Source organism: Streptomyces sp. NPDC050674, from assembly GCF_040654575.1.
Taxonomy (GTDB): domain Bacteria; phylum Actinomycetota; class Actinomycetes; order Streptomycetales; family Streptomycetaceae; genus Streptomyces.
Genome location: NZ_JBFAIG010000013.1, coordinates 65003 through 89409 on the forward strand (window position 1 = coordinate 65003; position 24407 = coordinate 89409).

The 24407-nt window shown below is 72.3% G+C and carries 23 protein-coding genes; 8 read left to right on the forward strand and 15 right to left on the reverse strand.

Translation table 11 applies throughout. The annotated features are described in order from the left end of the window. Positions 1-82 precede the first annotated feature (82 nt). Positions 83-1684, forward strand: a complete 1602-nt coding sequence (locus tag AB0I06_RS22035) for an alpha/beta hydrolase (protein WP_363120523.1) — start codon at positions 83-85, stop codon at positions 1682-1684. 51 nt (positions 1685-1735) lie between these two features. On the opposite strand, the gene AB0I06_RS22040 is transcribed toward AB0I06_RS22035, so the two are convergent. Further along, complete coding sequence (locus AB0I06_RS22040) at positions 1736-2767, reverse strand: NAD(P)-dependent oxidoreductase (RefSeq protein ID WP_363120524.1); 1032 nt, start codon at positions 2765-2767, stop codon at positions 1736-1738. A gap of 58 nt (positions 2768-2825) precedes the next feature. Beyond that, on the reverse strand, positions 2826-3542 hold the full coding sequence (locus tag AB0I06_RS22045) for a lysophospholipid acyltransferase family protein (RefSeq protein WP_363120525.1): 717 nt from the start codon (positions 3540-3542) through the stop codon (positions 2826-2828). 354 nt (positions 3543-3896) lie between these two features. Here AB0I06_RS22045 and AB0I06_RS22050 point away from each other — a divergent pair, with 354 nt between their 5' ends. After that, positions 3897-4352: an RpiB/LacA/LacB family sugar-phosphate isomerase gene (locus tag AB0I06_RS22050; RefSeq protein ID WP_363120526.1), complete on the forward strand. Its 456-nt coding sequence runs from the start codon at positions 3897-3899 to the stop codon at positions 4350-4352. A 30-nt stretch (positions 4353-4382) separates the two neighbouring features. Here AB0I06_RS22050 and AB0I06_RS22055 read toward each other — a convergent pair whose 3' ends face one another. From AB0I06_RS22055 to AB0I06_RS22075, 5 genes are all read right to left on the reverse strand, one after another. Next, positions 4383-5621 carry a SpoIIE family protein phosphatase gene (locus AB0I06_RS22055; protein ID WP_363120527.1) on the reverse strand — a complete coding sequence of 413 codons (1239 nt, stop codon included), beginning with the start codon at positions 5619-5621 and terminating at the stop codon, positions 4383-4385. Between the two features lie 66 nt (positions 5622-5687). Further along, positions 5688-8147 carry a SpoIIE family protein phosphatase gene (locus tag AB0I06_RS22060; protein WP_363120528.1) on the reverse strand — a complete coding sequence of 820 codons (2460 nt, stop codon included), beginning with the start codon at positions 8145-8147 and terminating at the stop codon, positions 5688-5690. Positions 8148-8369: 222 nt separating this feature from the next. Continuing rightward, positions 8370-9623, reverse strand: a complete 1254-nt coding sequence (gene rocD / locus AB0I06_RS22065; RefSeq protein WP_363120529.1) for an ornithine--oxo-acid transaminase — start codon at positions 9621-9623, stop codon at positions 8370-8372. After that, complete coding sequence (gene ddaH, locus AB0I06_RS22070) at positions 9620-10450, reverse strand: dimethylargininase (RefSeq protein ID WP_363120530.1); 831 nt, start codon at positions 10448-10450, stop codon at positions 9620-9622. The genes rocD and ddaH overlap by 4 nt, the downstream gene beginning before the upstream one ends. Positions 10451-10576: 126 nt before the next feature. Continuing rightward, a complete protein-coding gene (locus AB0I06_RS22075) occupies positions 10577-11095 on the reverse strand; it encodes an Lrp/AsnC family transcriptional regulator (RefSeq protein ID WP_363120531.1) in 519 nt (172 codons plus the stop codon). A gap of 56 nt (positions 11096-11151) precedes the next feature. Between AB0I06_RS22075 and AB0I06_RS22080 the strand changes: the two genes are divergently transcribed. The 4 genes from AB0I06_RS22080 to AB0I06_RS22095 are packed head-to-tail and all read left to right on the forward strand — an operon-like array spanning position 11152 to position 15236. Continuing rightward, positions 11152-11901, forward strand: coding sequence for a LytTR family DNA-binding domain-containing protein (locus tag AB0I06_RS22080; protein ID WP_363120532.1), 750 nt, complete (start codon positions 11152-11154; stop codon positions 11899-11901). Between the two features lie 2 nt (positions 11902-11903). Beyond that, entirely contained in the window at positions 11904-12299 is a 396-nt protein-coding gene (locus tag AB0I06_RS22085; protein ID WP_363120533.1) for a hypothetical protein, read from the forward strand. Positions 12300-12309: 10 nt separating this feature from the next. Then, positions 12310-14025, forward strand: a complete 1716-nt coding sequence (locus AB0I06_RS22090) for a cation acetate symporter (protein WP_363120534.1) — start codon at positions 12310-12312, stop codon at positions 14023-14025. Continuing rightward, positions 14022-15236 (forward strand): histidine kinase, encoded by a 1215-nt coding sequence (locus AB0I06_RS22095; RefSeq protein ID WP_363120535.1) that lies wholly within the window; start codon positions 14022-14024, stop codon positions 15234-15236. The genes AB0I06_RS22090 and AB0I06_RS22095 overlap by 4 nt, the downstream gene beginning before the upstream one ends. A 4-nt stretch (positions 15237-15240) precedes the next feature. On the opposite strand, the gene AB0I06_RS22100 is transcribed toward AB0I06_RS22095, so the two are convergent. From AB0I06_RS22100 to AB0I06_RS22120, 5 genes are all read right to left on the reverse strand, one after another. Then, entirely contained in the window at positions 15241-15420 is a 180-nt protein-coding gene (locus tag AB0I06_RS22100; RefSeq protein WP_363120536.1) for a hypothetical protein, read from the reverse strand. Between the two features lie 80 nt (positions 15421-15500). Further along, positions 15501-16451, reverse strand: coding sequence for a cytochrome c oxidase assembly protein (locus AB0I06_RS22105; RefSeq protein ID WP_363120537.1), 951 nt, complete (start codon positions 16449-16451; stop codon positions 15501-15503). A gap of 188 nt (positions 16452-16639) precedes the next feature. Continuing rightward, positions 16640-17665 (reverse strand): 6-phosphofructokinase, encoded by a 1026-nt coding sequence (locus tag AB0I06_RS22110; RefSeq protein ID WP_363120538.1) that lies wholly within the window; start codon positions 17663-17665, stop codon positions 16640-16642. Between the two features lie 202 nt (positions 17666-17867). Then, positions 17868-18596 (reverse strand): glutamine amidotransferase, encoded by a 729-nt coding sequence (locus AB0I06_RS22115; RefSeq protein WP_363120539.1) that lies wholly within the window; start codon positions 18594-18596, stop codon positions 17868-17870. A 23-nt stretch (positions 18597-18619) separates the two neighbouring features. Continuing rightward, positions 18620-19858: a MurT ligase domain-containing protein gene (locus AB0I06_RS22120; RefSeq protein WP_363120540.1), complete on the reverse strand. Its 1239-nt coding sequence runs from the start codon at positions 19856-19858 to the stop codon at positions 18620-18622. A 158-nt stretch (positions 19859-20016) separates the two neighbouring features. On the opposite strand from AB0I06_RS22120, the gene def reads away from it, so the two are divergent. Beyond that, positions 20017-20562 carry a peptide deformylase gene (gene def, locus AB0I06_RS22125; RefSeq protein WP_363120541.1) on the forward strand — a complete coding sequence of 182 codons (546 nt, stop codon included), beginning with the start codon at positions 20017-20019 and terminating at the stop codon, positions 20560-20562. 63 nt (positions 20563-20625) lie between these two features. Here def and AB0I06_RS22130 read toward each other — a convergent pair whose 3' ends face one another. Continuing rightward, positions 20626-21270 (reverse strand): TetR family transcriptional regulator, encoded by a 645-nt coding sequence (locus AB0I06_RS22130; RefSeq protein WP_363120542.1) that lies wholly within the window; start codon positions 21268-21270, stop codon positions 20626-20628. Positions 21271-21442: 172 nt separating this feature from the next. On the opposite strand from AB0I06_RS22130, the gene AB0I06_RS22135 reads away from it, so the two are divergent. Continuing rightward, entirely contained in the window at positions 21443-22669 is a 1227-nt protein-coding gene (locus tag AB0I06_RS22135; RefSeq protein WP_363120543.1) for an acyl-CoA dehydrogenase family protein, read from the forward strand. Here AB0I06_RS22135 and AB0I06_RS22140 read toward each other — a convergent pair. Next, positions 22666-23187: a cupin domain-containing protein gene (locus tag AB0I06_RS22140; protein ID WP_363120544.1), complete on the reverse strand. Its 522-nt coding sequence runs from the start codon at positions 23185-23187 to the stop codon at positions 22666-22668. The genes AB0I06_RS22135 and AB0I06_RS22140 overlap by 4 nt on opposite strands. A 7-nt stretch (positions 23188-23194) precedes the next feature. Next, entirely contained in the window at positions 23195-24406 is a 1212-nt protein-coding gene (locus tag AB0I06_RS22145; RefSeq protein ID WP_363120545.1) for a cytochrome P450, read from the reverse strand. Position 24407 lies beyond the last annotated feature (1 nt).

Sequence of the window (24407 nt, forward strand, 5' to 3'; positions counted from 1 at the left end):
AGGGCGCCCGCCCCTGTTGTCAGGGACCTCACAACCGGGAGGATCCCCGTACTGATCGCAACGAGGTACGGGGAGGTCCCCCTTGAGGGGTTCGATACCGAAGAGCCGGGTGACGGTGCTCGGTTCGGCCGGCGCGCTCGTCACGGCCACGCTGATGGCCGGCGCCGTCGTGGCGCCCACCGCGAGCGCGAGCGCGGGCGGCGGCCACGGACAGGACCGGGAGGCCCGCGGCACCGCGATCGCCGCCGCCCGGGCCGCGAAGACCGGCATCGACTGGCAGGACTGCCCCGCCGACTGGAACCTGGCCAAGCCGATCCAGTGCGGGTACGTCACCGTGCCGCTCGACTACGCCAAGCCCCACGGCAAGCAGATCAAGCTCGCCGTCGACCGCATCGGCAACACCGGCACCAAGGCCGAGCGGCAGGGCGCGCTCCTGTACAACCCCGGCGGCCCCGGAGGCTCCGGACTGCGCTTCCCGACCCGGGTCACCAACAAGAACCCCGTCTGGGCCAACGCGGCCAAGGCCTATGACTTCGTGGGCTTCGACCCGCGCGGTGTCGGCAGGTCCACGCCCATCTCCTGTGTCGACCCGCAGGAGTTCGTCAAGGCGCCCAAGGCCGACCCGGTGCCCGACTCCGAGGCCGACAAGCGCGCCCAGCGCAAGCTGGCCCGCGAGTACGCCGAAGGCTGCCAGGAGCGCAGCGGCTGGATGCTGCCGCACATGACCACGCCGAACACCGCGCGCGACCTCGACGTCATCCGCGCCGCCCTCGGCGAGAAGAAGCTCAACTTCCTCGGCGTCTCCTACGGCACCTACCTGGGCGCCGTCTACGGCACCCTCTTCCCGGGCCACGTGCGCCGGATGGTCGTCGACAGCGTCGTCAACCCGTCCCGCGAGAAGGTCTGGTACCAGGCCAACCTGGACCAGGACGTCGCGTTCGAGGGCCGCTGGAAGGACTGGCAGGACTGGGTCGCGAAGAACGACGCGACCTACCACCTCGGTGACACCCGCGCCGAGGTCCAGGAGCAGTGGCTGAAGCTGCGCGCCACCGCGAAGAAGAACCCGATCGGCGGGGTCGTCGGCCCGGCCGAGCTGATCTCCTTCTTCCAGAGCGCCCCGTACTACGACTCCGCCTGGGCGCCGACCGCCTCGGTCTTCGGCAAGTACGTCGCCGGGGACACCCAGGCGCTCGTCGACGCCGCCGCCCCGGACCTGTCCGACACGGCCGGCAACGCGTCCTCCGAGAACGGCAACGCCGTCTACACGGCCGTGGAGTGCGCCGACGCCAAGTGGCCCACCAGCTGGCAGCGGTGGGACCGCGACAACACGCGGCTCCACAAGGACCACCCGTTCATGACCTGGGCCAACGCCTGGATGAACCTGCCGTGCGCCACCTGGCCGGCCAAGCAGCAGACGCCGGTGAACGTCAAGACCGGCAAGGGCCTGCCCGGCGTGCTCATCGTCCAGTCCGAGCGGGACGCCGCCACCCCGTACGAGGGCGCCGTGGAGCTGCACAAGCGGTTCAAGGGCTCCCGTCTGATCACGGAGAAGGACGCGGGCTCCCACGGAGTCACCGGCCTGGTCAACCCGTGCATCAACCCCCGGGTCGACAGCTACCTGCTCACCGGCAAGCTGGACGGCGCCGACGTAACCTGCGCGCCGCACGCCACGCCGAAGCCGTAACCGTCGTCCGTACGGCGGTGAGGGGCGGCCGGGACACCGGCCGCCCCTTCCTCATGCCGGCCGGGCCCCGAACCAGGCGTCCTCCGCCGCGTAGTCGAAGAGGTCCGGGTAGGCGCGGGCGAGGGTGGGGAACGCCTCCCGCCAGTCCTCCTCGGACAGCCGGCGCACGAGCCATTCGACCGTCTCCGGGAGGGCTTGTGGACAGGACACCACCGGCCGGTACCCGAGCTCCCGCTCAGCGGCGGACATGTCGCACACCAGCGGCAGTTCCACCGACCAGGGGGAGCTGCCCACGGACCCATGCGCCGGCCCGTCCAGCAGGACGGTCTCCGTCTCCACCCCCATGACCGCGTCCACGGCGGAGCCGATCTCCGACACGGTCGGTGGCAGCGGATCGCAGGCGTTGAGCACCCGGGAGCCCGGCCGTGCCGCCGCCAGTCGGACGAGTTCGGCGATGTTGCGCGCGGCCGAGGCGTGGAAGACGCTCTCGCCCCGGAAGGCGAGCACCCGCCTGCGCCGGCCGTCGAGGTTCCGCTTGACGAAGTACAGCTCCCGGGGGAGTGGGCTGCCCGGTCCGTGGATCGCCCCGGGACGCAGCACGGTGGTCGGCAACCGGTCGCCCGCCGCCAGGAGTTCGTGTTCCAGGGCCGCCTTGCGCGTGCTGTACGTGGCCTCTCCGGGCGGGACGGTGGCCTGGTCCTCCCGGATCGGCACGGGGTAGCGCGGCAGACCGTCCGGAGCGGCCATGGTGTCGAAGCCGCGGCCTTGGCCGTCCTCGTACACCGACACGCTCGACACCACCACGGCCGAGCCGATCCGGTCGGCCAGGCCGGTCAACTGCCGCGCGTGGCGGGCCCCGTAGGCGACGAGGTCGACCACGAGGTCGCAGCCGTCGCCGATCAGCGCGCCCAGCGCCGCGTCGTCCTCGCGGTCCAGCCGCCGCGTGCGCACCTCACCGGGCCAGTCCGGGTGCCGGCCGCCGCCGCGCGAGAGGGCCGTCACCTCCCAGCCGTCCCTGGCCAGGGCCTCCACCGCGGGCTTCCCGATCTGCCCGCCCGCCCCGATCACCACAGCTCGTCTCATGCCGCGACCGTAGATCGCCCGGAGCGCGGGGGGAACGGGCCTCTGCCGACAGCAGAGCTCAACCGAGCGGCATCCGCCGGAACTTGCGCTCCTTGGTGGCGGCTTCCTCGGCCTTCACCACGGCCGCGTAGCGGTCGACGTACTCCTGCTCGGACAGGGAGAGGATCGCGTACATGATCTCGTCGGTGATGGCGCGCAGGATCGCCTTCTCGTTCTCCATGCCCTCGTAGCGGGAGAAGTCGAGGGGCTCGCCGAAGCGGATCACGACGGGGTGGAGGTTCGGGATGACCTTGCCGGGGGGCTGCGCCTCGAAGGTGCCGATCATCGCGCAGGGGATCACCGGGACGCCGGCCTTCAGGGCCATCACCGCGACCCCGACCTTGCCCTTGTAGAGGCGGCCGTCGTGGGAGCGGGTGCCCTCGGGGTAGATGCCGAGCAGCTCGTCCTTGCTCAGCACGCCGAGGCCCTCGCGGATCGCGGCCTGTCCCGCGTCCTTGCCGGAGCGGTCGACCGGGATCTGGCCCGCGCTGCGGAAGAAGAAGGCGGTCAGGCGGCCCTTGAGGTCCGGGCCGGTGAAGTACTCGGCCTTCGCGAGGAAGGTGATGCGCCGCTTGAGGATCGCCGGCATCAGGAAGTGGTCCGAGAACGACAGGTGGTTGCCGGCGATGATGGCGGCGCCCTCCGCGGGAACGTGCTCCAGGCCTTCTATTCGGGGCCGGAAGACCAGTCGCAGCAGCGGACCCAGCAGGACGTATTTCAGCAGGTAGTAGAACAAAGCGGGCGCTCCTCGACTCTCGCGGTGTACTCAACCGCCGCGTTCCAGCAGGTCAACCGGCATGTCGTGGGGTGCCAGTGTAGGTGCAGGGGCGGGCACCGGGCACCTCGTGCGGGCGGACCGCACAGTTCCTCCGCCAATTGACTGATGGTCAGTCAGGCGGTGGGTGTCCGATGGTGCTCATGCGGCCGGGGAGAACCGCGGGACCAGTGTGCTGCGCCGCCCGGGTGACCGCCAGGCCGAACGGGTGGTCCGGCGCGATGGTGAGGGTGCGTGGCGGGCCGGTGGTCCTTGACGGCCGGCGGCGGTCGTGGGCCGGTGGCGGGTGCCGCGGGGGCGAGTAATCTGCCGGACATGCGGATCTCTGTTTCCTCGGACATGGACGAACCCGTGGCCCGGTCCCTCGTGGCCGCCCTGCGCGAGCGGGGGCACGAGGTGCGCCCGCACGGCGCACTGCGCCCGGGGGACGACCCGCAGTGGGCGGTGTGCTCCGAGGCGGCGGCCCGCGAGGTCGCCGACGGTACGGCCGACCAGGCGGTGGTGTGCTGCTGGACCGGCACGGGCGCCTCGATCGCGGCGAACAAGGTGCCCGGCGTGCGCGCCGCCCTGTGCACGGACGCCTATACGGCCGACGGGGCGCGCCGCTGGAACGACGCCAACGTGCTCGCGCTCAGCCTGCGGCTGACGTCGGAGCCGCTGCTGACGGAGATCCTGGACGCGTGGTTCGCCGGCGAGCCCAGCACGGACACCGAGGACCGGCAGAACGTCGACCGGGTCCGGCTGCTCGACCACGGCAAGACCCGTCTGTAGATCACGGACACACGCTGCCGGGCACCGCATTCACAGACGCACGATGATCAGCGCCGTGTCGTCGGTGGCGCCGCCGGGCGGCAGCAACTGCGCCAGAACCGTGTCGGCCAGATCCTCGGGGTCCTGGTCCCGATGGTCGCGCAGGGCGGCGGCGAGCCGGTCCAGACCCGTGTCGATGTCCTCGCGCCGCCGTTCGATCAGGCCGTCGGTGTAGAGCACGAGCGTGGCCCCGGGCGAGAACGTGGTCGCGGCCTGGGGCCTGCGGATCGGGTCCGGGCGGGCGTCGAGCGGTGTGTCCGTGGCCTGGTCGAGGAACTCCGTGCGGCCGTCGGCGTGCACCAGCACGGGCGGGAGATGGCCGGCGCTGCTGTAGGTGATGACGTGGCGGTCGCAGTCGATGAAGGTCGTCACCGCGGTCGCCGACTCGGCCCCGTCGATCACGTGGGCGTACCGCCCCAGCACGTCCAGCGCCTGGGCCGGGCCCGCGGCGACCCGGGAGGCCGCGCTGAGCGCGCTGCGCAGCTGCCCCATCACGCCGGCGGCCTCCAGCCCGTGCCCGACCACGTCGCCCACCGACACGCCGATGCGGTCACCGCCCACCAGATCGACCAGGTCGTACCAGTCCCCGCACACGTTGAGCGCGCCCACGGCGGGCCGGTACCGCACGGCGGCCCGGTGGAGACCGACCTGCCGGGGCGCGGGCAGCATCGCCTCCTGCAACGCCAGCGCCACCTCCCGCTCCCGGGAGTGCGCCTGGCGCAGCCGCTCGTTGAGCTCCTGAAGCTCACGGGCGCGGGTGTACAGCTCCGCCTCCAGCACCCGGGCCCGGCCGCCCCGGTTCCCCTCGGAGCCGCCCCGGGCCCTGATCAGCTCCGTGACCTCCTCCACGCGGTGCACGACCAGCACGACCTTGCCGTCCGGGCCGAGCAGCGGGGCGTTCACCGGGCTCCAGTAGCGCTTGTGCCATTCGCCAGGCCGCTCGGGGTCCTCGACGTCGTAGCGTTGCAGGGCCATGGTGTCGCGCTCCCCGGTGGCCAGGACGCGGTACAGCGAGGCCTCCAGATTGCGCATGCCCGAGGCGGCCGGGTCGTGCGGGTTGTCCGGGAAGACGTCGAAGAGGTACTTGCCCACCAGCTGCTCGCGCGTGCGGCCCGAGACGCGGACGAACTCCTCGTTCACGTCGGCGTAGACCAGCTCGGGTGTCAGGAGGGCCACCATGCCGGGCAGGGCCTGGAAGACCGCCCTGTAGTCGATCGCCGAATCCGCCATGGCTGCCGCCTCACCGCTGCCGGGATCACACCAGTTTCGCACGGTACGGGCGAACCTCGACCGGCCTCATTCCGAGAGGTCGGTCAGCGACTGCTCGGCCCAGATGATCTTCCCCTCGGGGACGAACCGCGTGCCCCAGCGCTGCGTGAGCTGGGAGACCAGCAGCAGCCCGCGTCCGCCCTCGTCCGTCGTACGGGGATGGCGCAGGTGGGGCGCGGTGGCGCCGCCGTCGAGGACCTCGCAGACCAGGGCGCGCTCCCGGATCAGCCGGAGCCGGATGGACCCGGTGGCGTACCGGATGGCGTTGGTGACCAGCTCGCTCACCACCAGCTCCGTGGTGAAGGCGAGCTCCTCCAGGCCCCAGTGCGCCAGCTGCGCGGTGGCGGTGCGCCGGGCGTCGGCGACCACCACCGGATCCGAGGGCAGGTCCCAGGCCGCGACCTGCTCGGTGCCGAGACGTTTCGTCCGGGCCAGCAGCAGGGCCACGTCGTCGTACGGGCGGGCCGGGACCAGCGCGTCGACCACGGCCCGGCAGTAGGAGTCGAGCGGACCAGTCCGCTCCAGCACCCGGCGCAGCCGCTCCCGGCTCGCGTCGACGGCCCAGGTCTCGCCGCGGGCCAGCAGTCCGTCGGTGTGCAGCGCGAGCGTGCTGCCCTCCGCCAGGGTCAGTTCGACCGCCTCGAAGGGCGGGCCGCCCACGCCGAGCGGCGGGCCCTGCGGCAGATCGACGAAGACGACAGAACGGTCGGGCAGCACCACCGCCGGGGCGGGATGCCCCGCCGCGGCCATCGCACAGCCACCGTCGACCGGGTCGTAGACGACGTACAGGCACCCGGAGCCCACCCCCTGCGTGCCCGCGGACCCCACGGTGCCGGGCTCGGCGCCCTCCTCCCGTGCCGAGCGCGCCACGAGGTCGTCCAGATGCGCCAGCACCTCCTCGGGCGGCAGATCCAGAGCCGCCAGCGTCCGTACGGCCGTCCGCAGCTGCCCCATGGCCGCCGCGGCGTCGATGCCGTGCCCGGGCACCTCGCCCACGACCAGCGCGACCCGCGCCCCGGACAGCGGGATGAGGTCGTACCAGTCGCCGCCCAGGCCGGTCAGCTCGTCGGCCGGCCGGTAGCACGCGGCGACCTCGACGGCGTCCTGCTCGGGCAGCCGGTGGGGGAGCAGACTGCGCTGGAGGACGAGCGCGGCGTCCCGTTCCCGGGTGTAGCGGCGGGCGTTGTCCACGCAGACGGCCGCGCGGGCGACGACGTCCTCGGCCAGCCGCAGGTCCTCCTCGTCGAACGGCTCCCGGCCGTCGCGGCGGTAGAAGGTCGTGATGCCCAGCGTGGTGCCGCGCGAGCGGATCGGCACGGCCATCACGCTGTGCAGGCCCAGCTCCCGGAACGTGGCCCGGCGGCCGCTCGGGGTGTCCGTCGTCCAGTCCCGGGTCAGCGGGTCGAGCCGCTCCCGGCGCCAGGACCGCCCGGTGGCCAGACAGCGGAAGGGGGGCGTCCCGGGGCGGAAGGCGACCGCCTCACCGATCGCGATGACGGCTTCCGTCAGGTCGTCCTGCGCGGACCGGTAACCGGCCCGGCGCAGTTCCACCGGCTCCTCGGAGTCCTCCAGCGGCCCGGGAGCCGGTTCGCCGCCCCGCAGCACCGACTCCAGCAGGTCCACCGTGACGAAATCGGCCAGGCCCGGCGCGACCACGTCCGCCAGCTCCTGCGCCGTGCGGGTGAGGTCCAGACTGCGGCCGATGCTCTGACCGGCCCGGTCCAGCAGCGCCAGCCGCTGCCGCGCCCGGTGCCGCTCGGTCATGTCCACGACCGTGTAGTACACGCCGATCGGATGGCCCCGGTCGTCCTCCAGCCGGGTGAACGACAGCATGTGGGCCGTCTCGCGCAGCGGGGCCGAGCGCACATGGCCCACGTGCTCGTAGCCGACCACCGGTTCGCCGGTCTCCAGCACGTGCCGCATCTGCGCCTCGACCGCCTGGGCGTCCATGCCCGGCTGGACGTCCGCGAAGCGCAGCCCGAGCCGTCGCGCCGCCGGACCGCCGCCGAACTGTTCCAGGGCGGCGTTCGACCACACGAAGCGCAGGTCCGTGTCCACGATCGCGATGCCGACCGGGGCGGCCGCCGCCATCTGTTCCAGGACCGTACGGCTCATGTCCCAGCCGGGCGCGTCGGCCAGCTCCGACAGCAGCATCAGCCAGCGCGACCCGCCGTGCGCCTCCTCGGCCGAGGCGATCCGGGCCGCGACCCTCACCGGCTGCCCGTCCCTGCGGCGGGCCGTCAGCAGCCCCGTCCAGCCGCCGTCCCTGCGGCACCGCTCGACCAGGTCGGGTACCCTCTGCGCGTCCTCGGCGGCCAGCAGGTCGGCCAGCTTCCTGCCGACCGCCTCGGCGGCCGGGTACGCCAGCAGCCGCCGGGCAGCGCTGGTCCAGCCCGTCACCACGCCCTGTGGATCGAGCAACAGGGGCGCCGCGTCGGCCACATCGAACCGCTGCCGGGCAACGCCGTACTCCTCGTCTGCGCCCACGGCCGACCTCTCTGTCGCTGAGAGTGGTCTACCACCTCTTGCCCCAATCTTCACCCTTCCGGCGCCGGGAGGCGGCCCGGGCGGGGCCGCGCGTGGTGGCGACCGGCACTCCGCCCGCGGCCCCGGCCGCGGAACCGGCGTCGCCGGCGCCGGTTCCGCCCGGCCGGACCCGCCCGGGTGCCGAGGGGCACCGATCGCCAGCCCGGTGGGCCGGCGGAGTGCCTACCCCAGCGCCTTCTCCAGCGCCGCGAGCGCCTCCCGCAGCTCTTCGCCCGTGATGGTCAGCGGCGGGGCCAGGCGGATCGTCGAGCCGTGGGTGTCCTTCGCCAGGACGCCCTCCCGCATGAGCCGCTCGCTGATCTCACGGCCCGTGCCGAGCGCCGGGTCGACGTCCACGCCCGCCCACAGGCCGCGTGAGCGGAAGCCGACGACGCCCTTGCCGACCAGGCCGGTCAGACCGTCACGCAGGATCACGCCCAGCTCGGCCGCCCGACGCTGGAACTCGCCCGTCTCCAGCAGCTCCACCACCGCCGTGCCGACCGCGGCCGCCAGCGGATTGCCGCCGAACGTGGAGCCGTGCTCGCCGGGGTGCAGCACCCCGAGCACCTCCCGCCGCCCGACCACCGCCGACACCGGCACGATGCCCCCGCCCAGCGCCTTGCCCAGCAGCAGCACGTCCGGCACCACCGGCTCGTGCTCCACCGCCAGGGTGCGGCCCGTGCGGCCGAGCCCGGACTGGATCTCGTCGGCGATGAACAGACAGCCCTCGCGGCGGGTCAGCTCCCGCACACCGGCCAGATAGCCGTCGTCGGGGATGATCACCCCCGCCTCGCCCTGGATCGGCTCGATCAGCACCGCCGCCGTCGTCTCGTCGACCGCCGCCTCCAGCGCGGCCAGGTCGTTGTAGGGCACCACCCGGAATCCCGGGGTGAAGGGCCCGAAGCCCGCCCGTGCCGTCTCGTCCGTGGAGAAACTCACGATCGTCGTCGTACGGCCGTGGAAGTTGTCCGCCGCGACCACGATCGTCGCCCGGCCCTCCGGTACGCCCTTGACGTCGTAGGCCCACTTGCGGGCCACCTTCACCCCGCTCTCCACCGCCTCCGCGCCGGTGTTCATGGGCAGCACCATGTCCATGCCGGTGAGCGCGGCCAGCCGCTCCGCGAACCCGGCGAGCCGGTCGTTGTGGAACGCGCGCGAGGTCAGGGTCAGCCGGTCCAGCTGACGATGGGCCGCCTCGATCAGCGCGGGATGCCGGTGGCCGAAGTTGAGGGCCGAGTAGCCGGCCAGCATGTCGAGGTAGCGCCGCCCCTCCACGTCCTCCACCCAGGTGCCCTCGGCCCGGGCCACGACCACCGGCAGCGGGTGGTAGTTGTGCGCGAGGACCGGCTCCTCCGCGCGGATCAGCTCCTGCGAGCCACGGCTCTCCCGCCCCTCACGGGCGCTTGGCGAGTCGTCGGTGCGGACGGGTGCGGTCATGAGCGGATCTCCCGGATCTCCTGGGTGCAGCACTTGATGCCGCCACCGGCCTTGTGGAACTCGGACAGGTCGACGGGGACGGGGACGTACCCCCGGCCGGCCAGTTGCCCGGCCAGGCCCGTCGCCCCCGGCGAGATGAAGACATGACGCCCGTCGGAGACGGAGTTGAGCCCGAACGCCATCGCGTCCTCGCGGGTGGCGAGCACCGCGTCCGGGTACAGCCGGGCCAGCACCTCGCGGCTGCCCGGCGAGAACGCCTCGGGGTAGTAGGCGATGTTCCCGTCGCGCTCGTCGTCGAGGACGAACAACGCCGTGTCCAGGTGGTAGAAGTACGGATCCACCAGCGTCAGGCCGATCACCGGCGTCCCGAAGTACTCCTGCGCCTCGCTGTGGGCCGCCCGGGTCGTACGAAAGCCCGTCCCGGCCAGGATCCAGCGCCCGGCCGGCACGAGATCGCCCTCGCCCTCGCACACCGACTCGGGGTGGTACACCTCGTAGCCCTCCGTCTTGAACCACGCCTCGTACGGCACGGACTCGGGACGGCGCTCGGGCGCGTGGAAGAGGGAGCCGAAGACGCGGCCGTCGACGACGACCGCCGCGTTCGCGGCGAAGACCATGTCGGGCAGACCGGGAACGGGTTTCACACTGTCCACGGTATGGCCGTGGACACGGTAGGCGTCGACCAGCGCCTGCCACTGGTCCAGGGCGCGGATCACGTCGACGGGCTCGCCGGGACGCATCCACGGGTTGATCGCGTACTGCACGGCGAAGTGTCTGGGTTCGCAGACGAGGTAGCGCCGCCGGCGCGGCACACGGGAGTCGGGCACAGAGGGGTCCCTCCGCTTCCTCACGGTGTGTGACGGGATGTTGACACAACGGTAGGAACTAACGGTGGTGCCCGACAAGGAACAAAGATTGCGCGTCCGCGCAGGAACGCTGCGTCTTGCGGCCGCTCAGCGCACGTGTGCTGCGCCGCTCGGCGCGCCCTCGGGAGCCGGATGGCTCGCCCCGGCCTCCGGACTCTCCGGAAGCAGATGCGACAGCACCATCACGCTGATCGTCTTCCGGATGAACGGCTCCTGCCGGATCCGCTCCAGCACCTCCTCGAAGTGCTCCACGTCCCGGGCCCGCACATGCAGCAGCGCGTCCGCGCCACCGGTCACCGTCATCCCGGCGGTGATCTCCGGGTAGTCGCGCACGACCTCAGCCAGCCGCCGCGGCGGGGCGGCGCCCTCGCAGTACACCTCGACATAGGCCTCCGTGCGCCAGCCCAGCGCCGACGGCTTCACCGTCGCGGAGAACCCGGTGATCACACCCGTCTCACGCAGCCGGTCGACCCGCCGCTTGACCGCCGTGGCCGACAGCCCGATCGCCGTGCCGATCTCCGCGAACGACGTCCTCGCGTTCGCCATCAGCGCGGTGATGATCTTCCGGTCGAGTTCGTCGGACGGCGTGGACGACCTGCTGTTCATGCGGGCACTGTATCCACGTGTCCGCACGGCGGGGATCGCCCCTACACTCCACGTTCATGCTGCGCGCCCTGGCTGTCGACGACGAACGCCCCTCCCTGGAGGAGCTGCTCTACCTCCTGCACGCCGACCCCCGCATCGCCAGCGCCGAGGGCGCCGGCGACGCCACCGAGGCGCTGCGCCGCATGAACCGCGCCCTGGAGTCCGGCCCGGACGGGCCCGAGACCATCGACGTCGTCTTCCTCGACATCCAGATGCCCGGCCTCGACGGCCTCGACCTCGCCCGGCTGCTCACCGGCTTCGCCCGGCCGCCGCTCATCGTGTTCGTCACCGCCCACGAGGACTTCGCCGTGCAGGCCTTCGACCTCAAGGCCGTCGACTACGTCCTCAAGCCCGTCCGCAAGGAGCGCCTGGCCGAGGCCGTACGCCGGGCCGCCGAACTGCGCGGCGCCGCCCCGCGCATCCCCGTGCACGAACCGGACCCGGACCACATACCCGTCGAGCTCGGCGGCGTGACCCGTTTCGTCGCCGTCGACGACATCACCCACGTCGAGGCCCAGGGCGACTACGCCCGCCTGCACACCGACAAGGGCAGCCACCTGGTGCGCATCCCGCTGTCCACCCTGGAGGAGCGCTGGCGCATCCGCGGCTTCGTCCGCATCCACCGCCGCCACCTCGTCGCCCTGCGCCACATCGGCGAACTCCGCCTCGACGCGGGCACCGTCAGCGTCCTCGTCGGCTCCGAGGAACTCCAGGTCAGCCGGCGCCACACGCGCGAACTGCGCGACCTGCTCATGAGGAGGCCCTGACGGTGCCCCAGGACCACACCGAACGCCGCGTCGTCGTCACCGGCCCGCCCCGCCGCACCGTCCCCCACACTCGGCTCCGCTCGCGCGGGAGGTACCCCCAGGCCTCCGGCCACTACCGTCCGCGCACCGAGATCGACGAGCAGACCACCCTCGGCCACACCTATGTCCGCTCCCTGATGCGCACCCAACTGCGCGCCGCCCTCACCGTGTTCGCCGTCCTCGGCCTGCTGGTCGGCCCGCTCCCGCTGCTGTTCGCGGCGATGCCCGACGCCCGCCGCCTGGAGTGGGCCGTCCTCGGCTTCGGCCTCTACGCCCCCCTGGTCCTGCTCGCCCGCTGGTACGTCCGCCGCGCCGAGCGCAACGAACGCGACTTCGTACGCCTCGTGGAAGACCGCTGAAACCGCGCCCATGAACTCCGGCTACGCCATCCCCGCCGTCGCCCTGGTCGTCGTCGCGACGATCCTCGTCGGCGCCTTCGGCCTGCGCATCTCCCGCACCACCTCCGACTTCTACGTCGCCTCCCGCACCGTCGGCCCGCGCCTGAACGCCGCCGCCATCAGCGGGGAGTACCTCTCCGCCGCCTCCTTCCTCGGCATAGCGGGCCTCGTCCTGGTCCAGGGCCCCGACATGCTCTGGTACCCGGTCGGTTACACCGCCGGCTACCTGGTCCTGCTGCTGTTCGTCGCCGCCCCGCTGCGCCGCTCCGGCGCCTACACCCTCCCCGACTTCGCCGAGGCCCGCCTCGCCTCCGCGGCCGTGCGGCGACTGGCCGGCGCCTTCGTCGTCGGGGTCGGCTGGCTGTACCTGCTGCCCCAGCTCCAGGGCGCCGGACTGACCCTGACCGTGCTGACCGGGGCACCCGACTGGCTCGGCGGGGTGATCGTCGCCGTCGTCGTCACCGCCATCGTCGCCGCCGGAGGCATGCGCAGCATCACCTTCGTGCAGGCCTTCCAGTACTGGCTCAAGCTCACCGCCCTGCTCGTCCCCGCCCTCTTCCTGGTCCTCACCTGGCAGGGCGACGGCGCCCCGCGGCACGCCTTCGACGAACCGGCCACCTTCCGCGAGCAGCGCGCCGTCCACGTGGACGACGGCATCGACCTGAAGCTGGACCGGCCCCTGACGGTCACCGTGACCGGCACCGTCGACGGCCGGACGCACACCGGCACCCGTCTCCACCTCCCGGCCGGCACCCACCACATCGAAGGCGGCACCCGTCTCACCTTCGCCGCGGGCGCCCCCGTCCCCGGGGCCGAGCGCAGCGGCGGCGGCGACCTGTCCCCGTCCCAGGCCGAGAGCCGTGAGGAGCGCCCGCTGTACGCCACGTACGGGCTGATCCTCGCCACGTTCCTCGGCACCATGGGCCTGCCGCACGTCGTGGTCCGCTTCTACACCAGCCCGCACGGCGTGGCCGCCCGCCGCACCACCGTCGCGGTCCTCGGCCTGATCGGCGCCTTCTACCTCCTGCCGCCCCTCTACGGCGCGCTCGGCCGCCTCTACGCCCCCGAGCTCACCCTCACCGGCGACCCGGACGCCGCCGTGCTGCTGCTGCCCGACCGGATGATCGGGGGAGTGGGCGGCGACCTGCTGGGCGCCCTGGTCGCCGGGGGCGCCTTCGCCGCGTTCCTGTCCACGGCCTCGGGCCTGACCATGGCGGTCGCGGGCGTCCTCACCCAGGACGTCCTGCCCTCCCGGGGCGTACGGCACTTCCGGCTCGGGACGGTTCTCGCCATGGCCGTGCCACTCGCGGCGAGCGTCCTGGTCGGCGGGCTCCCGGTCGCCGACGCCGTCGGGCTCGCCTTCGCCGTCTCGGCGTCCTCGTTCTGCCCGCTGCTCGTCCTCGGCATCTGGTGGCGCCGCCTCACCCCACCCGGAGCCGCCGCCGGGATGCTGGTCGGCGGCGGCTCGGCCCTGCTCGCCGTGGCCGCCACCATGGCGGGCTACCCCGGCGAAGGCGCCGCCGCGCACGCCCTGCTCGCCTGGCCCGCCCTGTGGTCGGTGCCGCTGGGCTTCCTGACCATGATCCTGGTCTCCCTGGCCACCCCGGGCCGGGTCCCGCCCGGCACCGCCGCCGTCCTGGCCCGCTTCCACCTGCCCGAGGAACTGCGCACGGAGGTGACGGCATGAGCGGCTTCCTGGCGGGCCTGTGCGTCGCCGTGCTCCCGGTGCTGGCCCTGGGGGTCTGGATCGGCCGCCGCACCGCCCGCGCCAAGAGCCTCGCCGGACTGGGCACCCCCGTCGAGCACGCCACCTTCGAGACCCTGCACACCGCCTCCCTGGCCGCGCCCCCGCTGCGGGCCGGCCTGACCGAGGAGACCGCCCGCAAATCGGCCCGCAAGCTGCGCTCGCTGCTCGGCACGGACGCCCTCTGCCTCACCGACCGCGAGCAGGTGCTCGTCTGGGACGGCGACGGCGCCCACCACCGCACCGAGATCATGGAGCGCCTCGCCGGCTCCCTGGAGACCGGCCGCGGCGAGGCCTTCCGGCTCACCTGCGACAGCCTCGACTGCTCCGTGCGCTGGGCGGTCGTCGCACCGCTCACCGTCGACGACCGGGTGCACGGCGCCCTCGTCGCCTGCGCGCCCCGCGAGTCGGCCGTCCTCGTCCGGGCCGCCGGCGAGGTCGCCCGCTGGGTCTCCGTCCAGCTGGAACTGGCCGATCTCGACCAGTCCCGCACCCGGCTGATCGAGGCCGAGATCAAGGCCCTGCGTGCGCAGATCTCCCCGCACTTCATCTTCAACTCGCTCGCGGTGATCGCCTCGTTCGTCCGCACCGACCCCGAGCGCGCCCGCGAGCTGCTGCTGGAGTTCGCCGACTTCACCCGCTACTCGTTCCGCCGGCACGGCGACTTCACCACGCTCGCCGAGGAACTGCACGCCATCGACCACTACCTGGCCCTGGTGCGGGCACGCTTCGGCGACCGCCTGTCCGTGACCCTCCAGATAGCGCCGGAGGTGCTGCCGGTGACCCTGCCCTTCCTGTGCCTTCAGCCGCTCGTCGAGAACGCCGTCAAGCACGGCCTGGAGGGCAAGGCCGTGCCCTCCGGCAAGTGCCACATCCAGATCACCGCCCAGGACACGGGCGCCGAGGCGCTCGTCGTCATCGAGGACGACGGCGCCGGCATGGACCCCGGACTGCTGCGCCGCATCCTCGCCCGCGAGGTCAGCCCCTCGGGCGGCATCGGCCTGTCCAACGTCGACGACCGGCTGCGCCAGGTCTACGGCGACGACCACGGCCTCGTCATCGAGACGGCCGCGGGCGCGGGCATGAAGATCACCGTGAGGCTCCCGAAGTACCAGCCGGGTGTGCACTCGGCGGGCCGGCTGCCCCGGGAGTGAGCCCTCAGGTGCTGCGCGTGGTGACCACCAGTCCCAGCGTGATCAGACCCAGCACGACCCAGCCGAACCACAGCCAGCCGTTGCTGCCGAGCGCCACCGTGTAGGCCGTCACCGCGACCAGCCCGCCCACGGTGAGCACTCCCATGGTCTTCGTCGAGTTGGAACCGTTCGTGGAACCGGGCATCGCAACACCCTCCTCATGGTTCGGTCCCTCCATGGTGCCCGGCGGACGCCCGGCGCGCACGGCCCGTACCCGGGCGGTGTTCAGCGCCCCTGCGTGTTCAGTGAGGCCAGATAGGCGTTGTACGCCTCGAGTTCCTTGTCCCCGTCGCGGTCGGCGGCCCGGTCCTCACGCCTGGCCTGGCGCTGGTCGGAGGCGTACCACTGGAACAGCAGGGCGACCAGCACCAGCACGGAGGGGATCTCGCTGAACGCCCAGGCGATGCCGCCCGCCGCGTTCTGATCCGACAGCGCCTCGATGCCGAGCGAGCCGGGCGGGTTCTTGAACGTCTCGACCATCGGCTCGGACGCCATCATCAAGGCGATCCCGAAGAACGCGTGGAACGGCATGCCCGCGAACAGCTCCAGCATCCGCATCAGATAGCCCGGGCGGTGCGGCCCCGGGTCCACGCCCATGATCGGCCAGAAGAACACCAGGCCGACGGCGAGGAAGTGCACCATCATCGCGATGTGGCCCGCCTTGGACCCCATCAGGGTGTCGAAGATCGGGGTGAAGTACAGCCCGTACAGGCTCGCGATGAACAGCGGGATCGTGAACGCCGGGTGCGTGATGACCCGCATGTAGCGGCTGTGCAGGAACATCAGCAGCAGCTCCCGGGGACCCTTGCGGCCCCGCCCGGCGGTCGGCAGCGCCCGGAGCGCCAGCGTGATCGGCGCCCCGAGCAGGACGAGGATGGGCGACACCATGCTGATGACCATGTGCTGCACCATGTGCACACTGAACATGACCATGCCGTAGTCGTTCAGCTGGGTGCACATCATGAGCATGACGCTCAGCACACCCAGGACGTAGGCGACCGTCCGCCCCACGGGCCACTTGTCCCCGCGCCGGACGAGCCGCACGACACCCCACCCGTACAGGGCCAGCCCCACCAGGCAGGCGACGAGGAAGAACGGGTCCGCCGACCACTGAAGACCTCGTCCCAGCGTGAACGCCGGCAGATCCATGGTCATGCCGTGCCCGCTGTGATCCATTCCGCCGGCTCCTGTTTCGTGGGGGTGTGCAGCCATCTGTCCGCCCACAAGAGTAGAACCGCCCCCGGCCGCACAAGTGACCGGGGGCGAACTTCAGGGGCGCGGGGCTGTGTTTGATCTGCGGCTGTGCCGCGTGGGCGTGAACGGCCGCACATCTCCCGCACCCGGCCGACTACGGCGACGCAACCTCAGAGAACGGTCTCCGCCTCGGCGTATCGCTCATCCGGCACCGTCTTCAGCGTCTCCACGGCCTCAGCCAACGGCACCATCACGATGTCCGTGCCGCGCAGTGCCGTCATCTGCCCGAACTCCCCCCGGTGCACCGCCTCCACCGCGTGCCACCCGAAGCGCGTCGCCAGCACCCGGTCGTAGGCGGTCGGCGTCCCGCCCCGCTGCACATGTCCGAGGATCACCGGCCGGGCTTCCTTCCCGAGCCGCCCCTCCAGCTCCACGGACAGCTGCCGGGCGATCCCGGCGAACCGCTCGTGCCCGTAGATGTCCTTGCCGCCCTCGTCGAACTCCATGGTCCCGGCCTTGGGCTTCGCCCCCTCGGCCGCCACGACGATCGCGAAGCGCTTGCCCGCCGCGAACCGCTCACCGACCCGGCGGGTCAGCTCCTCTATGTCGAAGGGCCGCTCGGGCACGACGATGGCGTGCGCACCGGCCGCCATCCCGGAGTGCAGCGCGATCCAGCCGGTGTGCCGGCCCATGACCTCGACCACCAGGACCCGCTGGTGGGACTCGGCCGTGGTCTTCAGACGGTCCAGCGCCTCGGTCGCCACCCCGACGGCCGTGTCGAAGCCGAAGGTCACGTCCGTGACCGCGATGTCGTTGTCGATGGTCTTCGGCACGCCCACGACGGGCAGGCCGCTGTCCGACATCAGCCGCGCCGCCTTGAGCGTGCCCTCGCCGCCGATCGGGATGATCGCGTCGAGGCCGAGCTCCTCGACATGGCCCCTGGCCCGCTCCACACCGTCCCGCAGATGGGAGGGCTGGACCCGGGAGGACCCGAGGATCGTGCCGCCGCGGGCGAGGATGCCGCCCACCGCGTCGAGGTCGAGCTTGAGGTAGTCGCACTCCAGGAGGCCCTTCCAGCCGTCCCGGAAGCCGATGACCTCGTCGCCGTGGTCGACGACGGCGCGGTGCACGACGGACCGGATGACGGCGTTCAGGCCGGGGCAGTCGCCGCCGGACGTGAGGACACCAATGCGCATAGCCCGAATACCTTCTCCACGTGGGCCGGGGGCCGGACCACCTTGTCCGGCTGGAATCCCCGCCACCCTAGCGGCACCGAGGGGCCGGACCGAAGCACGCGTCCGCCTGCTGGACGACCCCGCTCACCTGTGCGGATGTGCCGTCAGACGGGCTGTTGACCAGCAGGTTGACGCGTGCCGCGCACATGCTGCGGCGCTGCGCTCACGCAGGCTGCTGAGCAGCGGCGATGCGTTCGTTGCGCAGGGCCTCGTACCAGCGGTCGTCGGTCGGCGGCAGCGCGTTGACGTCGAGGGCCAGCTTCAGCATCAGGTCCGCGATCAGCGGGTTGCGGGCGAGCACCGGTCCGTGCATGTACGTGCCGAAGACGGTGTCGTTGTACGCGCCCTCCGTGCCGTCGCCCGTGCCGTTGCCGTTGCCGAAGCGCACCCGGGCGAGCGGGCGGGCGGTGGGGCCGAGGTGGGTGACGCCCTGGTGGTTCTCGAAGCCGGTCAGCGGGGGCAGGCCGAGCCGCGCGTCGACGTCGCCCAGCACGTCACCGACACAGCGGGCACCCTCGCCGCGCGTCGACACCACGTCCAGCAGCCCGAGGCCGGGCTCGCGCTGGCCGAGGTCGTTGATGAACTCGTGGCCGAGGATCTGGTAGCCGGCGCACACGGAGAACACGATCGCGCCGTTCTCCACGGCCCGGGTCAGTCCGCCGTCCCGGCGCAGCCGCTCGGCGGCGAGCCGCTGCGGCCGGTCCTCACCGCCGCCGATCAGGTAGATGTCGCCGGAGGTCGGGATCGGCTGGTCGCTGCGCACGTCCAGCCGGGCCACGTCCAGGCGGCGCTGCCGGGCGCGGCGCTCCACGACGAGCACGTTGCCCTGGTCGCCGTAGGTGCTGAGCAGGTCGGGATAGATCCAGACGATGCGCAGTTGGTTGTCGCTCACAAAAGTCCCCTGACGTCTCGTGCTCAGTTGCCGACGCGGCGGCGCAGGTCCTGGAACGCCGTGTAGTTGGCGATGACCTCGATGCGGCCGGGCGGGCACGCGGCCACGGCCTGGTCGAGGTTCTCGTAGACCTGGAAGTGCTGGTCGGCGACCTCCAGGCGCACCGCCAGGTCCAGCCGGCGGTCGCCCACCACGCAGATCGGGTGGCCGGTCAGGCGCGTGTAGTCGACGTCCCACAGCCAGGAGGTGTCGGTGCCGTCGGCTCCGCGGGCGTTCACGGAGAGGATGACCGGGGTGGGCGGCGGGTCGATGAGCGAGAACGTCTCCAGCCAGCCGGCCGGGTTCTTCGCGAGCAGCAGCCTGAGGTCGCGGCCCTGGAACTGGACGACGTCGTAGCGTCCGGCCACCGCCTGCACCTGGTACATGCGCTCCAGCGCGACCTGCGGCGGCACCCCGAACACGGCGGCCACGGCGGCCGAGGAGGCGGCGTTGGCCTTGTTGGCACGGCCGGGCAGCTGGAGGTGGATCGGCCAGGCCGAGCCGTGCGGGTCGAGGACGTGGTCGCCCGAGAGGGCCCAACTGGGCGTGGGACGGCGGAAGCCGCACTCGCCGCAGAACCAGTCGTCGCCGGGGCGCTGCATCACGCCGCCGCAGGACGGGCAGGACCAGGCGTCGTCCTTCCACATCTGCCCGGCCGCGACCCAGATCACATTGGGGGAGGACGACGCCGCCCACACCACCAGCGGGTCGTCGCAGTTGGCCACGACCACGGCCTTGGAGCCCGCGAGCCCCTCCCGCCAGTTCTCGGCGAGCATGCGGGTCTCGGCGGCACGGTCGAGCTGGTCGCGCGAGAGGTTGAGCAGGGCGATGCACTTCGGGGCGGTGTCCCGGGCCACGCCCGCGAGGTACTTCTCGTCGACCTCGATGACGCCGTAGCGGGCGTCCGAGCTGCCCGCGAGGGCCGAGGTGATGCCGGCCGGCATGTTGGCGCCGAGCGCGTTGGAGACGACCGGCCCCGCCGCGCGCAGGGCCTCGGCGATGAGCCGGGTGGTGGTGGTCTTGCCGTTCGTCGCGGAGACCAGGGTCACGTCCAGGTTCTGCGCGAGCCGGGCCAGGAGGTCGGGGTCGAGTTTGAGCGCGACCCGGCCGCCGATCACCGATCCGCTGCCGCGCCCTGCGGCGCGCGATGCCGCCGCGACCGCCTTGCCCGCGGTCACGGCCAGCTTGGCCCGCGGCGAGAGCGGGTCCGAGTTGCCTGCCATCAGTTCTCGATCCTCCTTGCGTACGCGCCGCGCCTTGAAGCCTGACGGCCACGTGGTGTGGACCTCAGCCTATCGAGATCCATTCGCACTCCCGAACCGCGGCACTGTGGCGAACTCGTGTGGAAGGCGCGGACCGACAGGACCTTACTCTTGCCGCCATGCGACACAGCTCCATCCCCGGCGCCCACGGCCGCGTGAGACCCCTCACTCTGCACGGCGACCCGCTCCTGCACGCACCCTGTGCCGAGGTCACCGACTTTGGCCCCGAACTGGCCCGGCTCGTCGAGGACTTGTTCGCCACCATGTACGCCGCCCGGGGCGTCGGGCTGGCCGCGAACCAGGTCGGCGAGCCGCTGCGGGTCTTCGTCTACGACTGCCCGGACGACGAGGACGTCCGCCACGTGGGGCATGTGATCAACCCCCGGCTGACCGAAAAGGACGGCGTGGTGATCCGGGGCCCGGAGGGCTGCCTGTCCCTGCCGGGCCTGGAAGCGGGCACGGAGCGGTACGACCACGCGGTGGTGGAGGGTTTCACGATGACGGGAGAACCCGTCACCGTCCACGGCACGGGCTTCTTCGCCCGCTGCCTGCAACACGAATGCGACCACGTGGAGGGCCGCATCTACGCGGACCACCTGAGCGGCTGGCGCCACCGCAGACTGATGCGGCAAGTGGCCAGGGCCTCATGGCGCCCGGTGGGGTGACTCCTCAGGGGCGCGGGGAACTGCGCGAACAACCCCCACCGGCGGTCAGTCGGACCGCAACGGTCAGAACCCCGGGCCCCCCACCCGATCCCCCGCAGCCGCAAGCCGCCCCCACAACAGGTCGGCCAAACTCCGCACCAACTCCACCCGAGAACACGGCCGTTCCCCCAACCACCAGTCCCCGGCGGCATGCATCATGCCGACGATCCCGTGCCCCCACACCCGCGCCAGCTGCTGCCCGCCCGGACCGAGGTCCAGCCGCTCCTCGATGACCTGCGCCAGTTCCTCGCCCATCCGCCGCAGCAATGGCGCACTGTGCTTGCCGACGTCGAATCCCTGATCCCCCGGCTGGCTCCCCTCCGCCGGGTGCATCAGGAACCGGTACACCTGGGGCCGCGCCTCGATCGCCGCGAGGTACGTCCCCAGCGTCGCCTCGACCCGTTCCCGCCGGTCCGCCGGTGCGTCCAGTGCCGCCCGCAGCGAATCCAGCAGCGCGTCCGTGTGCCGTTTGGCAAGGGCCGCGTAAAGTCCGCCCTTGTCGCCGAAGTGCCGGTAGAGGATCGGCTTGGTGATGCCGGCCTCCGCCGCGATCGCGTTCATGGAGGCCTGCGGGCCGTCACGCAGCACCACTCGGTCGGCGGCTTCCAGCAGCTCACGCCGACGGCGGTCGGCGGACCTTTGCTGATCGGTCCGCTGTGTGGTGTCCATGTGCTCTCCCCACCCGTGGTGTTTCGCTGACGCCTGCGCAAACTAACACTGAAGCATGCTCAGGACACCGAACGGGTGCCGACCGGTCGGTAGGAGTTGACTTCTCCTACCCGCCGGTAACAGACTGGTGTTACCGCAAGTAACATGCACGTGCGCCGCTGGAGGGGACGACATGGCCGAGTTCACCATGGAGCTCAACGACGAACAGAAGGAGGTCCGCGACTGGCTCCACGGCTTCGCCGCCGACGTGATCCGGCCCGCGGCCGCCGAATGGGACGAGCGTGAGGAGACTCCCTGGCCGGTCATCCAGGAGGCCGCCAAGGTCGGCATCTACTCTCTGGACTTCTACGCCCAGCAGTACTTCGACTCCACCGGCCTCGGCATCCCCATGGCGATGGAGGAGCTCTTCTGGGGCGACGCGGGCATCGCCCTGTCGATCGTCGGCACCGGCCTCGCCGCCGTGGGCGTCCTCGCCAACGGCACCGAGGAGCAGATCGGCACCTGGATCCCGCAGATGTACGGCGACGCCAACGATGTCAAGGTCGCGGCCTTCTGCTCCTCCGAGCCCGACGCCGGCTCCGACGTGGCCTCCATGCGCACCCGGGCCGTCTACGACGAGGCCAAGGACGAATGGGTGCTCAACGGCACCAAGACCTGGGCGACCAACGGCGGCATCGCCAACGTCCACGTCGTCGTCGCGGTCGTCGACCCCGAGCTGGGCTCCAAGGGCCACGCCTCCTTCATCGTGCCGCCGGGCACCGAGGGACTGTCCCAGGGCCAGAAGTTCAAGAAGCACGGCATCCGCGCCTCCCACACCGCCGAGGTCGTCCTCGACAACGTGCGCGTCCCCGGCTCCTGCCTGCTCGGCGGCAAGGAGAAGCTGGACGAACGCCTGGCCCGCGCGCGGGAGAAGGCCAGGCAGGGCGGGGAGCGCGTGAAGAACGCCGCCATGGCCACCTTCGAGGCCTCCCGCCCGGCCGTCGGCGCCATGGCGGTCGGCACCGCCCGCGCCGCCTACGAGGTCGCCCTCGACTACGCCACGACCCGGCAGCAGTTCGGACGGCCGATCATCGACAACCAGGGCGTGGCGTTCCAGCTCGCGGACATGCGCACCTCGATCGACGCGGCCCGGCTGCTGGTCTGGCGCGCCTCCTGGATGGCCATCAACGGCAAGCCGTTCACCGCGGCCGAGGGCTCGATGTCCAAGCTGTTCGCGAGCGAGACGGCCAAGAAGGTCACGGCCCAGGCGATACAGATCCTCGGCGGCAACGGCTACACCCGCGAGTACCCGGTCGAGCGGATGCACAGGGACGCGGCCATCTACACCATCTTCGAGGGCACGAGCGAGATCCAGCGCCTGGTCATCGCCCGCACCCTGGCCGGTGTGCCGATCCGCTAACGGTGCCTGAGCGGCGTCAGCTGCTCGATGTCGTACCGCGCCCGCAGTTCCTCGATCGCGGCGTGGTCCGGCGGGCCCCCGCCGCCGAGGATCTCCAGCAGCTCCTCGAAGTACCGCTCGTGGTCCGGCGGCGGGCTCGCCTGGAAGAACATCTTCGCGGGCTCGTCCGTCGGGTTGGCGAACGCGTGCGGACAACCCGGCGGCACGGCGATCACCGTGCCCGGTGTCGCCCGCACCACGCGGTCCCCCGACCGGGACTCCCACCGCTGCCAGTGGTCGGGAGTGCGCACCCGCGGCTCGAAGGCGAGGACGTCCAGCTCGCCCTCGAGGACGTAGAACAACTCCTCGCTGCGGGTGTGCACATGGGCGCCGACGTCGAAGCCCGGCGGCACCACCACCTCGAAGGTGGACGCCGTCCGGGAGTGCGCGCCGGTCACCTTGAAGGTGACGTGGTGGGCGGGGGCCGCCATCACCCGGCCGTGGCCCGGCGGGACGAACAACCCGTCGGTCGCCGTCATCGCCCGCTCACCACGTCACGGGCAGGGCCTCGGGCCCGCCGACCGGAGTGTTCCTCCCGGGGGACACCGCCTCGGCCGGGACCGCGAGCCGCAGGCCCGGCACCCCGTCGAGGAGCGCGTCGGCCAGGAGCTCCAGCTCCATCCGGGCCAACGCGCCGCCGGGGCAGTGGTGCGGGCCGGAGCCGAAGGTGAGGTGCGGGTTCGGGGCGCGATCGACGTCGAGCGCCTCCGGGTCCGGGAAGACGACCGGGTCGTGGTTCGCGGCCGCGTACGACACCTGGACCACCTCGCCGGCTCGGACGCGGACACCGCCGATCTCCACGTCCTCCAGGGCGATCCGTCTCGGCCCGTTCGGGTCGTCCCGGCAGATCCGGCGCAGCAGTTCGTCGACGGCCCGGGGACGGATCCCCGGCTCGGCGCGCAGGCGTTCGGCCAGCTCGGGGCGGCTCAGCAGCAGGCGGAACAGCCGACTGCTCATGTGGGTGACCGCCTCGCCGCCGACCTGGAGGCCCACCGCGCATCCGGTCGCCTCGTCCAGGGTGAGCTCCGCGCGGCCGAGGGCGGCGCCCAGCAGGGAGGCGACGTCCTCGCCGGTGCTGCCCTCCCGCAGACCGATCAGATCGGAGAAGTAGGCGGCCATCTCCTTCCTGGCCCGCTCGCCCGCGTCGGCGCCGTGCGAGGAGGACAGGATCTGCCGCGTCCAGGCGTGCATGCCCTGCCGGTCGGCCGGCGGGACACCCATCAGCTCGCAGATCACCGCGACGGGGAACGGGCCCAGCACGGCCTCCGTCAGATCGGCCGGCGGGCCGTCCTGGAGCATCTCCTCCACCAGCTCGCCCAGCATGCGGCCGCACCGCTCACGCCTGCGCTCCACCCCGCTCGCACTGAACACGGCGGCCACCCCGCGCCGCAGACGGATGTGGTCCGGCGTGTCCGGGAAGCCCGCCGCGCCACCTGCCCCTACAGGGTGCGGGGCCGGCCGGCCGGCCCGTCGGCCGGTGACGGCCACGCGGCTGAAGCGCGGGTCGTCGGCCACCGCCCGCACATCGTCGTGCCGGGTGACCAGCCATGCCCAGCCGTCGCCGTCGGGCAGCCCAACGCGAGTGGGCGGGCCCGCGTCCCCCGGCTCGCACAGCGGGCCGACGTCCGCGCCGGGCGGGGCGGACGCCGGCCGCTCCCGGGCCGGGGGACGGTTCCCGCTGATCGTCTCTTCGCTCATG

Coding starts and splice junctions, on each gene's coding strand:
- AB0I06_RS22040 (WP_363120524.1), bottom strand. CDS start 2,767: ATGAGACGAGCTGTGGTGATCGGGGCGGGCGGGCAGATCGGGAAGCCC.
- AB0I06_RS22050 (WP_363120526.1), top strand. CDS start 3,897: ATGCGGATCTCTGTTTCCTCGGACATGGACGAACCCGTGGCCCGGTCC.
- AB0I06_RS22055 (WP_363120527.1), bottom strand. CDS start 5,621: ATGGCGGATTCGGCGATCGACTACAGGGCGGTCTTCCAGGCCCTGCCC.
- rocD (WP_363120529.1), bottom strand. CDS start 9,623: ATGACCGCACCCGTCCGCACCGACGACTCGCCAAGCGCCCGTGAGGGG.
- AB0I06_RS22075 (WP_363120531.1), bottom strand. CDS start 11,095: ATGAACAGCAGGTCGTCCACGCCGTCCGACGAACTCGACCGGAAGATC.
- AB0I06_RS22080 (WP_363120532.1), top strand. CDS start 11,152: ATGCTGCGCGCCCTGGCTGTCGACGACGAACGCCCCTCCCTGGAGGAG.
- AB0I06_RS22090 (WP_363120534.1), top strand. CDS start 12,310: ATGAACTCCGGCTACGCCATCCCCGCCGTCGCCCTGGTCGTCGTCGCG.
- AB0I06_RS22095 (WP_363120535.1), top strand. CDS start 14,022: ATGAGCGGCTTCCTGGCGGGCCTGTGCGTCGCCGTGCTCCCGGTGCTG.
- AB0I06_RS22100 (WP_363120536.1), bottom strand. CDS start 15,420: ATGCCCGGTTCCACGAACGGTTCCAACTCGACGAAGACCATGGGAGTG.
- AB0I06_RS22105 (WP_363120537.1), bottom strand. CDS start 16,451: ATGGATCACAGCGGGCACGGCATGACCATGGATCTGCCGGCGTTCACG.
- AB0I06_RS22110 (WP_363120538.1), bottom strand. CDS start 17,665: ATGCGCATTGGTGTCCTCACGTCCGGCGGCGACTGCCCCGGCCTGAAC.
- AB0I06_RS22120 (WP_363120540.1), bottom strand. CDS start 19,858: ATGGCAGGCAACTCGGACCCGCTCTCGCCGCGGGCCAAGCTGGCCGTG.
- def (WP_363120541.1), top strand. CDS start 20,017: ATGCGACACAGCTCCATCCCCGGCGCCCACGGCCGCGTGAGACCCCTC.
- AB0I06_RS22130 (WP_363120542.1), bottom strand. CDS start 21,270: ATGGACACCACACAGCGGACCGATCAGCAAAGGTCCGCCGACCGCCGT.
- AB0I06_RS22135 (WP_363120543.1), top strand. CDS start 21,443: ATGGCCGAGTTCACCATGGAGCTCAACGACGAACAGAAGGAGGTCCGC.
- AB0I06_RS22140 (WP_363120544.1), bottom strand. CDS start 23,187: ATGACGGCGACCGACGGGTTGTTCGTCCCGCCGGGCCACGGCCGGGTG.
- AB0I06_RS22145 (WP_363120545.1), bottom strand. CDS start 24,406: ATGAGCGAAGAGACGATCAGCGGGAACCGTCCCCCGGCCCGGGAGCGG.